The organism is Dechloromonas sp. ARDL1, assembly GCF_051122455.1.
Lineage (GTDB): Bacteria > Pseudomonadota > Gammaproteobacteria > Burkholderiales > Rhodocyclaceae > Azonexus.
Map to the genome: position 1 here is coordinate 4,084,235 of NZ_CP168939.1, position 15,288 is coordinate 4,099,522.

General features: G+C 62.7%; 15 protein-coding genes. All 15 read left to right on the forward strand.

The window, feature by feature from the left end; all coding sequences use genetic code 11:
* The first annotated feature begins 2 nt into the window (after positions 1-2).
* The 15 genes from AB6Q56_RS20215 to hypE all read left to right on the forward strand — a co-directional run bounded on the left by AB6Q56_RS20215 (position 3) and on the right by hypE (position 15,287).
* Positions 3-206, forward strand: coding sequence for a hypothetical protein (locus AB6Q56_RS20215; protein ID WP_434514818.1), 204 nt, complete (start codon positions 3-5; stop codon positions 204-206).
* Complete coding sequence (hypF, locus tag AB6Q56_RS20220) at positions 203-2,524, forward strand: carbamoyltransferase HypF (RefSeq protein WP_434514819.1); 2,322 nt, start codon at positions 203-205, stop codon at positions 2,522-2,524. Before AB6Q56_RS20215 ends, hypF begins: the two co-directional genes overlap by 4 nt.
* A gap of 158 nt (positions 2,525-2,682) precedes the next feature.
* A complete protein-coding gene (locus AB6Q56_RS20225; protein ID WP_434514820.1) occupies positions 2,683-3,015 on the forward strand; it encodes a hypothetical protein in 333 nt (110 codons plus the stop codon).
* A gap of 72 nt (positions 3,016-3,087) precedes the next feature.
* A complete protein-coding gene (locus AB6Q56_RS20230; protein WP_434514821.1) occupies positions 3,088-3,477 on the forward strand; it encodes a hypothetical protein in 390 nt (129 codons plus the stop codon).
* Positions 3,478-3,506: 29 nt separating this feature from the next.
* Positions 3,507-5,033 (forward strand): CHASE domain-containing protein, encoded by a 1,527-nt coding sequence (locus AB6Q56_RS20235; RefSeq protein WP_434514822.1) that lies wholly within the window; start codon positions 3,507-3,509, stop codon positions 5,031-5,033.
* Between the two features lie 301 nt (positions 5,034-5,334).
* The gene (locus AB6Q56_RS20240; protein WP_434514823.1) at positions 5,335-6,558 is read left to right on the forward strand and encodes a hydrogenase small subunit; all 1,224 of its coding nucleotides are present in this window, start codon (positions 5,335-5,337) and stop codon (positions 6,556-6,558) included.
* Between the two features lies 1 nt (position 6,559).
* Positions 6,560-7,627: a hydrogenase 2 operon protein HybA gene (gene hybA, locus AB6Q56_RS20245; protein ID WP_434514824.1), complete on the forward strand. Its 1,068-nt coding sequence runs from the start codon at positions 6,560-6,562 to the stop codon at positions 7,625-7,627.
* Complete coding sequence (gene hybB / locus AB6Q56_RS20250; protein WP_434514825.1) at positions 7,624-8,784, forward strand: Ni/Fe-hydrogenase cytochrome b subunit; 1,161 nt, start codon at positions 7,624-7,626, stop codon at positions 8,782-8,784. The genes hybA and hybB overlap by 4 nt, the downstream gene beginning before the upstream one ends.
* Before the next feature lie 21 nt (positions 8,785-8,805).
* Positions 8,806-10,518 carry a nickel-dependent hydrogenase large subunit gene (locus AB6Q56_RS20255; protein WP_434514826.1) on the forward strand — a complete coding sequence of 571 codons (1,713 nt, stop codon included), beginning with the start codon at positions 8,806-8,808 and terminating at the stop codon, positions 10,516-10,518.
* Positions 10,519-10,851: 333 nt separating this feature from the next.
* Complete coding sequence (locus tag AB6Q56_RS20260; protein WP_434514827.1) at positions 10,852-11,331, forward strand: HyaD/HybD family hydrogenase maturation endopeptidase; 480 nt, start codon at positions 10,852-10,854, stop codon at positions 11,329-11,331.
* On the forward strand, positions 11,331-11,621 hold the full coding sequence (locus AB6Q56_RS20265) for a HypC/HybG/HupF family hydrogenase formation chaperone (protein WP_434514828.1): 291 nt from the start codon (positions 11,331-11,333) through the stop codon (positions 11,619-11,621). The genes AB6Q56_RS20260 and AB6Q56_RS20265 overlap by 1 nt, the downstream gene beginning before the upstream one ends.
* Positions 11,614-12,165, forward strand: coding sequence for a [NiFe]-hydrogenase assembly chaperone HybE (gene hybE, locus AB6Q56_RS20270; protein WP_434514829.1), 552 nt, complete (start codon positions 11,614-11,616; stop codon positions 12,163-12,165). The genes AB6Q56_RS20265 and hybE overlap by 8 nt, the downstream gene beginning before the upstream one ends.
* Positions 12,166-12,218: 53 nt before the next feature.
* Positions 12,219-12,467 (forward strand): HypC/HybG/HupF family hydrogenase formation chaperone, encoded by a 249-nt coding sequence (locus AB6Q56_RS20275; protein ID WP_434514830.1) that lies wholly within the window; start codon positions 12,219-12,221, stop codon positions 12,465-12,467.
* A gap of 3 nt (positions 12,468-12,470) precedes the next feature.
* Complete coding sequence (hypD, locus tag AB6Q56_RS20280; protein ID WP_434514831.1) at positions 12,471-13,598, forward strand: hydrogenase formation protein HypD; 1,128 nt, start codon at positions 12,471-12,473, stop codon at positions 13,596-13,598.
* 636 nt (positions 13,599-14,234) lie between these two features.
* Positions 14,235-15,287 carry a hydrogenase expression/formation protein HypE gene (gene hypE / locus AB6Q56_RS20285; protein WP_434514832.1) on the forward strand — a complete coding sequence of 351 codons (1,053 nt, stop codon included), beginning with the start codon at positions 14,235-14,237 and terminating at the stop codon, positions 15,285-15,287.
* The last annotated feature ends 1 nt before the right edge of the window (position 15,288 follow it).

Below are 15,288 nucleotides of genomic sequence, written 5' to 3' on the forward strand. Positions count from 1 at the left end.
CAATGCGAGTCGGTGGTTTTGCCCCACTTGATGTCGCTGGAGCCGTTGTGCTTTCAGTGCTGCTCTTGCTCCTTGCCGTGCTCGGCTTTTGGGTATTTGGCTTTGGTCGAGCAAGCGTATTTCTGTTCGGATTGCTGCCTGGCTTGGCTGTCTGGGGTATTTTGCGGTTGATAGGGAAAAAAACAGCTAACGAAGCATCGCAATGAGATGCCTTGGGTACCTGTTCCGTATCGGCGGGATTGTTCAGGGGGTCGGTTTTCGGCCCCACGTCTGGCGTATTGCCAATGAACTTGGCCTGGCCGGTTGGGTTCGTAACGACGGCAACGGTGTCACAGTATTTGTCTGTGGCCCGAGTTGGATGGAATTCGAACGACGCTTGCGTGACGACGCGCCCAGGCTGGCGCGTATCGATACTGTTACGGTCGAAGCCGTCTCCGGCGATCTGCCGGAAACGGGTTTCGTTATTCTCGACAGCGTTGCAGGCAAGATTAGGACTGCCATCGGTCCCGATGCGGCGATCTGCACGGCGTGCTTGGCCGACATCTGCGATCCGGCCAGCCGGCGCTGGCGCTACGCCTTTACCACCTGCACGCATTGCGGGCCGCGTTACACGGTCAGCCGGCGCATTCCTTACGACCGGGCGCAGACCAGCCTGAGCGGTTTTCCGTTGTGCGCGCCCTGCGCCGCCGAATATGTCGATCCGGCGGATCGCCGCTTCCACGCCGAAACTACCTGCTGCCCCGATTGCGGGCCGCAATTGTGGCTGCTCGATGCCGCCGGGCCGCCGCTGGCCGGCGACCCGCTGGGCGAAACACTGCGCCGTCTGCAAGCCGGGCATATCGTCGCGATCAAGGGCCTGGGCGGCTTTCACCTCGCCTGCGACGCACGCAACCCCGTGGCGGTGGCCGAGTTGCGCCAGCGCAAGCAACGCGAGGCCAAGCCTTTCGCCGTGATGGGGCTCAATCCGGCTTCGCTGACCAGTGTCGCGCTGGTGGGCGAGGACGAATGCGAGCTGTTGCGCAGCCTTGCCGCGCCCATCGTGCTGTGTCCGAAGGGGGCGGAGGAGTTGCCGGGCGTTGCGCCCGGCCTGGCCTGGCTCGGCGCCATGTTGCCAGCCACGCCGCTGCATTTGCTGCTCTGGCACGAAGCGGCCGGCCGGCCGGCTGGCACGGCCTGGCTGCAGGAGCGTGCCGAGCTGTTGCTGGTGATGACCAGTGCCAATCCGCATGGCGAACCGCTGGTCATCGGCAACGATGAAGCGCTGGAGCGCCTGAACGGCATCGCCGACGCCGTCCTGCTGCATGACCGGGAAATCGTGACGCGCTGCGACGATTCGGTCGTCCGCGCCGCGCCGCAAGGGCCCGCTTTCATCCGCCGGTCGCGCGGTTACGTGCCGGTGCCCATCGCGTTAAATTCGTCCCGGGCCGACGACGGGCCGACGGTACTGGCGCTGGGCGGCTACCTGAAGAACACGATTTGCGTGATGAAGGGACGCGAAGCCTTCCTGTCGCAGCACATCGGCGGGCTCGACAATGCGGCGGCCATTGCTTTCCTGGAAGAGAGCGTCGACCACCTGCTGGGCATTCTCGATGTTCGGCCGGACATCGTTGCCCACGATCTGCATCCGGATTTTCCGTCCACGCATCTCGCCCTGCGACTGGCGGAGGAATTCAATGTCCCGGCACAGGCGGTTGGGCATCATCATGCGCATATTGCGGCGATTTGCGCCGAACAGGATGACAACGGGCCGGTTCTCGGTCTGGCCATCGACGGTGTCGGCCTTGGCCCGGATGGTACGGCCTGGGGCGGGGAATTGTTGCGTCTCGACGGCGCCAGCTGCGAGCGTATCGGCCATCTGCACCCCCTGGCCATGCCGGGCGGCGACCGGGCGGCCAGGGAGCCGTGGCGGATGGCCGTTTCCGCCCTGCACGGAGCCGGCCTGGGGTATCGGGTCGGCGGCTGGATTCACCAATACTATCCGGGGCGCGACCCCGGTCCGCTGTTGACCATGCTCGATCGCAAGCTGCGCAGTCCGCCAACGACCAGTCTCGGCCGCTGGTTCGATGTGGCGGCCGGCCTGCTCGGCCTGCGCGACCTGATGCAGTTCGAGGGCCAGGCGGCCATGGAACTCGAAGGCTTGGCGGCCCGGCATGGTCCCGTTGCACCGTTGTCCGGCGGCTATGTGCTGCGCGACAATGGCTGTGTTCTTGATTTCTCTCCCCTGTTGCCGGCCTTGATGGGGTGCAAGAACGATGCAGCTTATGGGGCCGCGCTGTTCCATGCCACCCTGGCCGCCGGCCTCGCCGCCTTCGTCGCTGCCGCGCTCGGGCGTGTGGGTGGTGCACGTGTCGCCGTGGGCGGCGGCTGCGCCATGAATGCCGTATTGATGGCGGGCTTGCGTGGTCACTTGCGGGCCATCGGTGTCGACTTGCTGGAGGCCCGCCTGGCGCCCCCCAACGATGGCGGGCTGGCCCTGGGCCAGGCCTGGGTGGCGCGACGCCTGGGCGAGGCCGGATACCGATAGCCGTCCGGCTGCGCCGGAGTGTCCGCTGCACTCTTTGTGCCGAGCGTGATGTAAGCCACGTTCGCCGCTATCCCGTCTGGTTTACCCTGATACTGAATTCGGAACGAATCGGTATGATCAACACGACACAATGTTGCCGCCGTTCCATGGGGGGATGGATGATCCGTCGCAGTCTGATCGCATCGTTGCTGGCCTGCATACTCGTCTCCCCCGCCGGGGCGGTCGGTTTCGACTGCACGCGTCCCTACAGCCTGGCTTTGCACGAGCACGGCCTGCTCTATACGGTGGCGACCGATACCGGCATCGACAAGGATGTGGCTGACGAGTTGCTCCGCCGTTCGGGCTGCAAGGTTGTCGTCAGCGTGATGCCAAGGGCGCGGATCTGGCAACTGATCGAGTCCGGGGCGCTGGATTTCAGCCTCTCCGGCATCACCAACGCCGAGCGGGAGCGCTTCGCTTCGTTTGCCTGGTATTTTTCCAATAAGTACTAGTTGTTGGTCCGCAGGGATAGTGGCGCTGCTACGCATGCTGACTTCGAGCGCAATCCCCGGTTGCAACTTGGCGTGATTCGCAGCTTTCGCTACAGCGAATCCGCCAACCGGCTGGTCGACCGCCTGCTCCTGGCTAATCGGGTCAGCCAGGCCGGTGGTCTCGAACCGCTCTACCAGACCCTGATGCTGAATCACATCCAGGGGATGATCATCGAGCCCTTCGATTACCCGGCGCTGGATGAAAAAAAGATTCGCGAAGCGACCAATGTCATCGAATTCAACGATCCGCCAGTGCTGCACGGGCTGATCATGTCGAAGGCCGCGCTCTCGCCCGGCGAGCAGGAAAAATGGCGGGCGCTGTTGAGCGAGATGCGGAGGGATGGAACCATACGACGTATCTTCGAAAAATACTTCAAGCCGGAGATGGCGGCCGGTATGGTCAATATTAAGGGGGGGCAGTGACGATCGGCCACTCCTTCCGGATCTCCAGATTGTCGCATTTGCTGCCCTGGATGATCCTGAGCGTTACCCTCACGCTCACCTGGTTGCTCTGGCGGCACGAATCGCAGACCAGCCGCAAGGAGGTTCGGGCGCAATTCGATTTTGCCTTGCGCGACACGGTGAGTCGGGTCGAGCAGCGGCTGGCCGCGCATGAACAGATGCTGCGTGGATTGCAGGGCTTGTTTGCGACTACCGGCCTGAAAAACCGTGCGGCCTTTCGCGACTATGTCGAGACCTTGCAACTTGATGCCAATTTCTCGGGAATACAGATTGTCGGGGTGGTCGATCTTGTTCCGGGCAATCAGAAAAAAGCTCACGAGGAGGTCATGCGCGGACTGGGTGTGGCGAATTATGCGGTTTATCCGGAGGGTGAGCGCGAACTCTATACGCCGATCATCCAGCGCGAGCCGCAGGTGGGACGCAATCGGTTGCCTCCGGGGCTCGATACCTGGGCAGATCCGGCTCGACGCCTGGCGATGGAGAGCGCGCGCGATTCGGGTAGAGCCGCGATTACCGCCAAGGTTCGCCTGGCTGTCGACAAGAAACCGGAGGCACAACCGGGATTCATCATGTACCTGCCCGTCTATGCTTACGGCCAGCCACGCGATACGGTTGCCCAGCGGCGCGAGCATCTGATCGGCTGGATTTACGCGGCTTTCTACATCGAAGACTTCATGGCCAGCCTGTACGGCAACCGCTTGCCCGGTATCGTCCTCGAAATCTACGATGGCGTGGAGCCGACGGCCAATTCGCTGATGTACAGCGTTGGCAAGCCTTCCGAACCCGACGGGTATGACGGGCTGCACGCCAATGAATACATGGTGGTGGCCGGTCGCGCCTGGACGCTGTCGCTCAGCAGTCTTCGCGAATTCGATGTGCGTTATGGTCGCGATGTGGCGAGCCTCATTGCAGCAACCGGATTCGGCCTGAGTCTTTCCCTGGCGCTCCTTTCGTGGTTCATGGTCAACGGGCGTGAGCGCGCCCTGCGGCTGGCTGCCGGGATGACCGAAGAGTTGCGCCATATGGCCCAGCACGACCCGCTGACCGGATTGCCAAATCGGGCATTGTTCAGTGACCGCCTGGGTAATGAGCTTGCCAGGGCAAAGCGGAATGGCGGAAATTTTGGATTGATTTTCGTCGATCTGGATTACTTCAAGCCGATAAATGACAATTTCGGTCATGCGACTGGCGATCTCCTGCTGCGCCAGGTCGCACAGAGGATGAAGGAAACGGTACGCGCCTCCGATACGGTCGGTCGTATTGGGGGCGATGAATTCGTGGTGCTCATGCCCATGCTGGCCGATGTCGAGGCAGCGCGCTTGCTGGCCGAAAAGTTACGCCATGCGATTGCCCAGCCGTTCGTTCTGGATGGTCGCGAACTGACCGTTTCATGCAGCCTGGGGGTGGCGCTCTATCCCGATGATGGCACCGATGAAATAACACTCGCCAAGAGCGCCGACGAGGCGATGTATCAGGCCAAGCAAAGCGGCAGGGACAGGGTTTGGCTGGCAAGCTGAGGTGTGCGTGGGACAGCCTGTTTTGCAAGCTGTTTGCGTGTCCCTCTCAAAGGGCGTAGTACAAAGGTCTGATAAGCCACTGATCACATTGTTTCCAGAAGTGGACGTTTTTCCCTTGTTTTTCAGCTTTTGGCAAACTTTCGATCTGGCAACTTGCTGAATTGTATGGCTTTTGAAATCTGGCCTACCTGTTGCTATGTTGAGTATCAATAAAAGCATTCACTAAATATCAATCAGGCCCTCCCAGCAGAGAAAGATCGTCGGTCAGCGGTGACCGCGATGAAACAACAAGGGGAGAAAAATGGCCAATCAAAATCTGATTTCGCTGGAACAGGATGAGCGTATCGAGGCGGCAGCCAGGCGGCTGTCGATGACGCGCCGCGAGTTCCTGCAGTTCTGCGCCGCCATGGCGACCACGCTCGGTCTTCCGCAAGGGGCGGATGCCGCTGTTGCCGAAGCAGTCGCCGCGAAAAAGCGGCCAAGCGTCATCTGGCTGCATTTCCAGGAATGCACCGGCTGTACCGAGTCCATGCTGCGCGCCGAGCATCCGACGCTGGAGAAGCTGATTCTCGACGTCATCTCGCTTGACTACCACGAGACCCTGTTCGCTGCAGCCGGTCATCAGGTCGAAGCAGCTCGGAAGACGGCGATGGCCGAGAACAAGGGCAAGTACATCCTGGTCATCGAAGGGGCGATTCCGACCAAGGATGGCGGCGTTTACTGCAAGATCGGCGGCAAGACGGCCATCGAGCTGACCAAGGAATGTGCGGCCGACGCGGCGGCGGTCATCGCCATCGGCTCGTGCGCCTCGTGGGGCGGCATGCCGTCGACGATCCCCTCGATTCCCGGAGCGACCTCCAGCCCCACCGGGTCCAGCGGCGTGGCCGAGGTGCTCGGCAAGCCGGTGGTGACCATTCCCGGTTGCCCGCCCAATCCGTACAACTTCCTGTCGACGGTCGTGCATTTCCTGACCTTCGGCAAGTTGCCGGAAGTCGATCACCTCGGCCGCCCGAAATTCGCCTACTCCCGCCTGATCCATGAAAACTGCGAGCGTCGCGCCCACTTCGATGCCGGTCGCTTCGCCATGGATTTCGGCGATGACGGCCACCGCAAGGGCTACTGCCTGTACAAGCTCGGCTGCAAGGGACCGGAAACCTACGCCAACTGCTCGGTCATCATGTTCGGCGATGCCGGCGCCGGCACTTGGCCGGTGGCCTGCGGTCACCCCTGCATCGGCTGCACCGAGCAGGGTGTCGGCTTCGCCAAGCCCATCCATACCGTGGCCAAGCTGAAAAACATCGAGCCGTCGGCTTTCCTGCCCCGTATCGTCGAGGAAAAGGGTGTCGGCGCCTCGCTCGGGTCGGCCGCCGTGCTGGCCGCCGTGGCCGGTGCCGCCGCCGGGGCAGGCGCCATGCTGGCCAGGAACCTCGGTCTGTCGCACAAGGCGGAAGAGCTGGAAGCAGCGAAAAAGCAGGAGCAGGCCAACCGGGACGGCAGCAAAGCCACCGAATCGACGGAGGTCTGAGATGACCACGAGACGCGATTTTCTGCGCGGCTGCCTGGCCGGCGGCGCGGCTGCGGCGACTGCCGTGCTGCCCGAGACGGCCTGTGCCCGCGATACGCTGCAGCGCCCGCCCGAGGCTTTGGGGCTGCTCTACGACGCCACCCTGTGCGTCGGCTGCCAGGCTTGTGTGGCAGCCTGCAAGCAGGTCAACGAAAACCCGGCTGAATTTACCGCCGTGGACAAGTTGTGGGATACGCCGCTCGACACCAGCGGCCACACCTTCAACCTGATCAAGATGTACCGCAACGGTACGATGGAAAAGAAGGATAGCGAGCTGAATGGCTTTTCCTTCATGAAGACCTCGTGCATGCATTGCGCCGACCCATCCTGCGTGTCGGCCTGCCCGGTGTCGGCGATGATCAAGGATCCGGTCACCGGCGTCGTCGGCTACGACCCGGATGCCTGCATCGGCTGCCGCTACTGCGTCGCCGCCTGCCCGTTCGGCATTCCCAAGTACCAGTACGACTCGCCGACCGGCAAGATCGGCAAGTGCGAACTGTGCCGGCATCGCCACAAGGACGGCCATTATTCGGCCTGTGCCGAGGTTTGCCCGACGGGCGCCACGCTGTTCGGCCGTACCGAGGATCTGCTGGCAGAAGCCAAGCGCCGCCTGGCGCTGAAGCCGGGCGAATGGACGAGCATTCCGCGCGGCCGCCTGCGCCATGCCGAGGAAAAAGTGCTGGCCGGCGGCGAAGACGGCAAGGGGCGGAAGCATCGCCATGGCTGGCGCGACGAGCCGGACCAGAGTTACCAGGCACAGGTCGGCCACTACCTGCAGCACGTCTATGGCGAGCAGGAATATGGTGGCACGCAGGTGCTCAAGCTGTCGGCAGTGAATTTCCAGAAGGTCGGCATGCCTGACCTGCCGCCGAAATCCTCGGCCGCCACGTCGGAAACCATCCAGCACACGCTGTACGGCGGCCTGATGATGCCGATCGCCGTGCTCGCCGGTCTGACCTGGGTCGCCAAGCGCAATGTGGTGCCGGAAGACGAGCCGGCCAAGGAAAGCCAGAAGGGAGGGCAATCATGAGCGCCCATCATCCTGCCGCCCCGGTCGGCGGCAAGTTGTTCAACTTGCCGGTGATGATCTGCAGCCTGCTGATCGCCGCGATGATCGCCGTGCTTTTCGTCCGGTTCATTTTCGGGCTGGGGGCAGTCACCAACCTCAATGACGGCTACCCGTGGGGCATCTGGGTGGTGTTCGACGTGGTCATCGGTTCAGCCTTCGCCTGCGGCGGCTTTTCGGTGGCCATGCTGGTCTACATCTTCAATCGTGGCCAGTATCACCCGATGGTGCGTCCGGCACTGCTGGCCTCGCTGTTCGGCTATACGCTGGCCGGCGTCGGCGTGCTGTTCGACCTCGGCCGCTGGTGGAATTTCTGGCACATCCTGTGGCCGGGCTACGCCAATCCCAATTCGGTGATGTTCGAGGTGGCGGTCTGCATCTCGGCCTATATCACCGTGATGTGGATCGAGTTCTCACCGGTCTTCATGGAGCAGTGGGGCTTGAAGGTGCAGAAGAAGAAACTGGAAAAGGTGTTGTTCTTCTTCATCGCCCTCGGCACCTTGCTGCCGATGATGCACCAGTCTTCGCTCGGCACGCTGCTCGTGGTCATGGGGCCGCAGGTCAATCCATTGTGGCAGACGCCGGCCGTGCCGCTGCTCTACCTGCTGTCGGCGGTGACCATCGGCTACGGCATCGTGCTCTTCGAGTCCTGCGTGGCATCGTCGGCCTACCGTCGTGAAATCGAGCTGCACCTGCTGCAGCCCATGGCCAAGATCATGCTCGGCCTGTTGTCGGTTTTCCTGGTTGTCCGCTTCGGCGATCTGGTCGTTCGCGGGGCGCTGGGGCACGCACTGAAGCCGAGCCTCGAAGCCTTCTTCTTCTGGCTGGAAATCGGCTGCTTCTCGCTGCCTTACCTGCTGGTTGGTACCCACGGCGCACGCCGTAACCCGGCCCGGCTGTTCCTGGCCGGCTGCGCCATCATGATGGGTGGCATCCTGCTGCGCGTGAATGGCTTCCTGATCGGCTACGACACCGGCCTGGGCGTGGACCACGGCTGGAACTATTTCCCGAGCATCGCCGAAATGCTGGTCACCATCGGCATGTTCGCGCTCGAAGTGCTCGGTTACATCATCATCACCCGCCGCTTCCCGGTTCTGCCCCGGGAAAGCGCGGCACACTGAATTCAGGGATAGGAGAACAATATGAACAAACGTGTCACCATCGACCCGGTTACCCGCATCGAGGGCCACCTGCGCGTCGACGTCGAAGTGGACGGCGGCCGCGTCAAGAAGGCCTGGGCGTCTGGACAGATGTGGCGGGGCGTCGAGAACATCCTGATCGGCCGCGACCCGCGTGACGCCTGGGCGATCACCCAGCGCATCTGCGGCGTGTGCACCACCGTGCATGCCATGGCTTCGGTACGCGCCGTCGAGAACGCGCTGCAGCTGGAAATTCCGGTCAACGCCCAGTACATCCGCAACATGATCATGCTGGCCCATGCCGTGCATGACCATATCGTCCATTTCTACCACCTGTCGGCACTCGACTGGGTCGACGTGGTCAGTGCGCTGAAGGCGGACCCAGCCAAGACGGCAAGCCTGGCCGAAAGCCTGTCCAACTGGAGCGGCAATTCCAAGGCCGAGTTCGTTAAGGTGCAGGAGCGCCTGAAGGGCTTCGTCGGTACCGGCCAGCTCGGCATCTTCACCAACGGCTACTGGGGCCACCCGGCCATGAAGCTGACGCCGGAAGTGAACCTGCTCGCCGTTTCGCACTACCTGCAGGCGCTGGAAGTACAGCGCTATGCGAGCAAGATCGTTTCCGTGCTCGGCTCCAAGTCGCCGCACATCCAGAACGTCGCGGTCGGCGGCGTGGCCAATCCGCTGTCGGTCGATTCGCAGTCGGTGCTGACCATCGAGCGTCTGCTGGCGATCAAGGAATGGATGCTCAAGCTGGAAGACTTCGTCAAGAATGTCTACCTGATCGACGTCGGCGCCATCGGCGGGTTCTATGCCGACTGGACCAAGCATGGCCGCGGCATCACCGATTACCTGTGCGTGCCGGACATTCCCCTGGACGGCAAGGGTACGCAGTTTGCCCTGCCCGGCGGCTATATCGAAGGTGGCAAGCTGGAAAGCTACAAGCCGATCTCCAGCTTCAACGACAAGTATTTCACTGACGGCGTGTCCGAGGCGATCAAGCACTCCTGGTACGACTACAGCGGCGGCAACGACAAGTCGCTGCATCCGTACAAGGGGGAAACGACGCCGAACTACACCGATTTCCAGGACGACGGAAAGTACAGCTGGCTGAAGTCGCCGACCTTCTACGGCAAGCCGATGCAGGTCGGGCCGCTGCCGCGCGTGCTCAACATGCTGGCCGCCGGCCACGAGCCGACCAAGAAGTACGCCACGGCAGCACTCGACCTCGTCTCCAAGGTGGCCGGCGCCAAGGTGGGCGTCGAGGCGCTGCATTCGACCATCGGCCGTCATGCGGCCCGTGCCGTCGGCTGCGCGGTACAGGTCGACGAGCTGATCAACCAGTGGGATCTGCTGCTCGCCAACATGGCCAAGGGCGACCTGAAGACCTTCAACAGGCCGGTCTTCCCCAAGGGCGAGCAGATGGGCGTCGGCTTCCACGAGGCGCCGCGCGGCGTGCTGTCGCACTGGATCGTCATCGAATCCGGCAAGATCAAGAACTACCAGTGCGTCGTGCCGACGACCTGGAATGCCGCGCCGCGCAACGAGAAGGATCAGCCGGGTGCGTACGAGGCCTGCCTGCTCGACAACCCGGTGGCCGATCCCGAGAAGCCGCTGGAGGTGCTGCGCACCGTGCATTCCTTCGATCCCTGCCTGGCCTGCGCCGTGCATGTGGTCGATCAGGAGAACAACCCGGTCGTCACCGTGAAGGCGGCTTGATCGACAACAAACCAACTCTGCGGTCAGGGTATGTTCGCGGTAATCGGCGGGACTGCGTTTGTCGGGGCGGGAGGGGCGGCAAGGCACGAGGCGCAGGGAATGGTTGCTCCATTCCCCAGCCGAGCAACGCTGGCGACTGCACGCCCCGACAAACCCGAAGGGCAAGGTTCTGGCAGGGCGCATTGCTGCGTTGCCGGTCGCTTGTGCAGATGACTGCACCGCGCAACCGGTGCCTTGCCCTGCCTCCCCGCCAGAGCCTTGCGCAGCCCGTCGCTTACCGCGAACATACCCCGTGGCGCGACAATGCTCGCGCCCTCTTTTTTGGATAGCAACATGCGCATCGTCGTACTCGGTATCGGCAACATTCTTCTCACCGACGAAGGTGTCGGCGTACGGACCATCGAAGCGCTGGAACGTGACTACGTGCTGCCGCCCGAAGTCGAGGTCATCGACGGCGGCACCTGCGGCATGGAAATGCTGGAGCAGCTGGAAAACCTCGACGGCCTGATCGTCGTCGATTGCGTGCGCGCCAAGCAGCCGCCGGCGACGCCGATCCTGCTCAAGGGCGAGGATGTGCCGGTCTTCTTCAAGACCAAGCTGTCGCCGCACCAGGTCAGCCTCTCCGACGTGCTGGCCAGCCTGGAATTCACTGGTCGGGCACCGAAATCAATCGCCATCGTCGGCATGCAGCCGGTGTCGATGTCGCTCGGGATGGAGTTGTCACCGGAAGTCGAAGCCCGGGTTCCGGAGTTGGTGGCGATGACGGTGTCCGAACTGGCTGCCCTGGGCATCGCAGCGGAGGCACGCGACTGATGTGCCTGTCGATTCCGAAGCGCGTTGTCGAATGGGAAGGCAGCGGCGACAATGCCGGTGATTTCGCCTGGGTCGAGCGCGATGGCCAGCGCGAGCGCATCAACATGATGCTGATCGGGCCGCAGCCGGTTGGTAGCTGGGTGCTGACTTCGCTCGGCCTGGCCAAGGAGGTGGTCGAGGACGAGCAGCGGCTGTTGATCGAGGATGCGCTCTCGGCCCTGGCGGCGTCGCTCGACGGCGATTTCGACCCGAGCCAGCACTTTCAGGATTTGAACCGACCGCATGACTGAACGCATTCGCCAGCCCGCGCTGAAGCCACCTCCCATTCGCCCGGCCGTCCCGCGCGAAGACGACCCGACGGCTTTTCTCGAAGCCCACTATCGGCACGTGTGGGAAACGCGCATGCACGATTTGCCCTTCGTGAATACGGCCCTGTCCGTCGAAGCGATCGGCTTTCAACGCTTGGACGGTGATTGGCTGGGCGTGGTCATCACGCCCTGGTTTCTCAACCTGCTGCTGGTTTCCGGAGGTGGCGAACTATGGGGCGATATTCCAGCCGGCGAGCGGCGCTATCTGAGCCTGCCCTGCGGAACGATGCAGTTCATCGCCGACGACGATCCCGACATCGGGCCTTACCAGTATTGCCCGCTGATTGCGCCGGTCAGCAATCTGCCGGACATGGCAACGGCGCGCCATGTTGCGGTCGATGCGATCAAGACCGTTTTTTCGGTTCCGGCGACTGTGCCGGAAGCCGTGCCGCAAGCGCCTGTAGTCGAAAAAACCGAAGTCTCCCGCCGCGGCTTTTTCCGTCGTCTCGCCGGCAAGCGAAATTGAACGCGGCAGGTTAGACTCTGCCTTAATAAAAACGATATCGAGGAGCAACGCGGATGTGTCTCGCGATCCCCGCGCAGGTGGTCGAACTGCGCCCCGACGACAATGCCCTGGTCGATCTGGCCGGGGTCAAGAAGGAAATCTCGCTGGCCTTGCTCGAAGGTGTGGCGGTGGGCGACTACGTGATCGTCCATGTCGGCTATGCGCTGAACAAGCTGGACCCCGATGAGGCCGCCAGGACGCTTAAGCTGTTCGCCGAAATGGGCACGTTGACGCCTGATGGCGACGGCTTCACGGTCCACTGAGCCATGAAGTACATCGACGAATACCGCGACGGCGAGGTTGCGCAGACGCTGGCGGCCGCCATTCGCGCCGAGGCCGACCCGGCGCGCAGCTACCACTTCATGGAATTCTGTGGTGGCCATACCCACGCCATTTCGCGTTATGGCGTCTCCGATTTGCTGCCGGCCAACGTCAAGATGATCCATGGTCCCGGCTGCCCGGTCTGCGTGCTGCCCATCGGCCGTGTCGACCAGGCGATTCGCCTGGCGCTGGAGCAGGGCGTCACCTTGTGCACCTATGGCGACTGCCTGCGCGTGCCGGCATCCGATGCCCTGTCGCTGATGAAGGCCAAGGCGAAGGGCGGCGACATCCGCATGGTCTATTCGAGCGCCGATGCGGTGGCGCTGGCGCAAAAGAACCCGGACAAGCAGGTCGTCTTCTTCGCTATCGGCTTCGAGACGACGACGCCGCCGACGGCGGTTGCGATCAAGCAGGCTGCCGCGCTGGGGCTCAAGAATTTCTCGGTGCTGTGTTGTCACGTACTGACGCCATCGGCCATCTCCAGCATTCTCGAGTCGCCGGAAGTGCGCCAGTGGGGCACAGTGCCGCTCGACGGCTTCATCGGCCCGGCCCACGTGTCGACGATCATCGGCAGCCGTCCCTACGAGTTCTTCGCCGAGGAATATCGCAAGCCGGTGGTCATTGCCGGTTTCGAGCCGCTCGACGTGATGCAGGCGATCAAGATGCTGATCCGTCAGGTCAACGAAGGCCGGGCCGAGGTCGAGAACGAATTCGCCCGCGCCGTCAGCCGCGACGGCAACCTCAAGGCGCAGCAACTGGTTGCCGAGGTGTTCGAAATGCGCAAGCATTTCGAGTGGCGCGGTTTGAACGTGCTTCCCTATTCCGCGCTGCGCATTCGCAGCCAGTTCGCCGAATTTGACGCCGAAAAGCGTTTTCCGCTCGCTTATGCCTCGGTTCCGGACCACAAGGCTTGCGAGTGTGGGGCGATCCTGCGCGGCGTCAAGCGGCCGCAAGACTGCAAGATCTTTGGGACGGTGTGTACGCCGGAGAATCCGGTGGGGTCGTGCATGGTGTCGTCGGAAGGGGCGTGTGCGGCGCACTATACCTATGGGCGGTATAAGGATGTGGCCTGAGGTGGTTCTCTCGCTTGATGCGTGGGCGGGGTTTCAACTGCAGTTTTCCGCCTTGAGGGCGGGCGTACTTTCTTTTGCTTCGCCAAAAGAAAGTAGCCAAAGAAAAGGCGACCCCAGCTTACGCGGTCGGCTTACGCCGACTTCCCTGTGCTACTCGCTGCCGGCGGGGGCTGCGGAACTCGGGCTGCGCCCTCAGACAGTCCTCGCCCTTTTCCCGCCGGCAGCTGCGTTGCTCGGCGCTGCAGATGGGGACCCGAAAGGCGTCGCGGGAACGGGCATCGTCCGCCAACATGAATGCTCTCGTCGATTACTGAAAAACTCAAATTCCAGGCACTACCGGTCGAACCTGGACGTTTTTCCGGGCCCCTTGAGAGGTGCCGAGCAACGCAGAAATGCCGGGGGCCTTCGGCTTGCCTTGTTTGAGCCGCAGGCGAGTTCAGGCAAGCCTCCCGGCGTTTCGAGTAGCACAGGGAACCCGCGCAGCGGGCACCGACCCAGGGGTGACCTTTTCTTTGGCTACTTTCTTTTGGGCAAACAAAAGAAAGTACGCCCGCCCTCAAGGCGGAAAGCAGCGGCTGCTAAGCGAAACCAATGTCGGCATAGTCTGAATCTGCCCAAATCTTCACTACACCACCCATGACCCAAACCCGCAAAAACTACGTCCGTCCCCTCGACATCAAGCACGGCCAGGTCGACATGGCCCACGGCTCAGGCGGCCGGGCGATGGCACAGCTGATCGAGGAGCTGTTCGCCAAGCACCTCGGCAACGAATACCTGGCCCAGGGCGACGACGGCGCCTTGCTGCCGCATCCCGGCGAGGGTCGGCTGGTCATGGCGACCGACTCGCACGTCGTGTCGCCGCTGTTTTTCCCGGGTGGTGATATCGGCTGCCTGTCGGTGCATGGCACGATCAACGACGTGGCGGTCATGGGTGCGAAGCCGCTGTATTTATCAGCCGGCTTCATCCTTGAAGAGGGCTTCAAGCTCGCCGATCTGGCGCGCATCGTGCAAAGCATGGCGGCTGCGGCCAAGGAGGCCGGCGTGCCGGTCGTTACCGGCGATACCAAGGTGGTCGAGCATGGCAAGGGCGACGGGGTGTTCATCACGACGACCGGCGTCGGTGTCGTGGCGCCGGGTCGGGAGTTGTCCGGCCGCCATGCGAAACCGGGTGATGCGATCCTGGTGTCCGGCACGCTGGGCGATCACGGCATGGCGATCATGGCCGAGCGCGAGAGCCTGGGGTTCGAGTCGCCCATCGTGTCCGATACGGCGGCCCTGCATGGACTGATCGAAGCGATGCGGGCGAGCGGTGCTGATATTCATGTGTTGCGCGACCCGACACGAGGCGGGCTGGCGACGACCTTGAACGAGATCGCCAAGCAGTCGGGCGTTGGCATGATGTTGCTGGAGAAGGATTTGCCGGTGACGCCAGCAGTCAATGCCGCCTGCGAATTTCTCGGGCTGGACCCGCTATATGTCGCCAACGAAGGGAAACTGGTGGCGATCTGCGCCGAACGGGATGCGGAGAAGCTGCTGGTGGCGATGCGGCGTCATCCGCTCGGGGCGGACGCCGCCATTGTCGGCAGCGTCCATGAAGATCCCCATCATTTCGTCCAGATGACTACTGCCTTTGGTGGCAGGCGCATTGTGGACTGGCTGAGCGGCGAACAGTTGCCGCGAATCTGCTGAT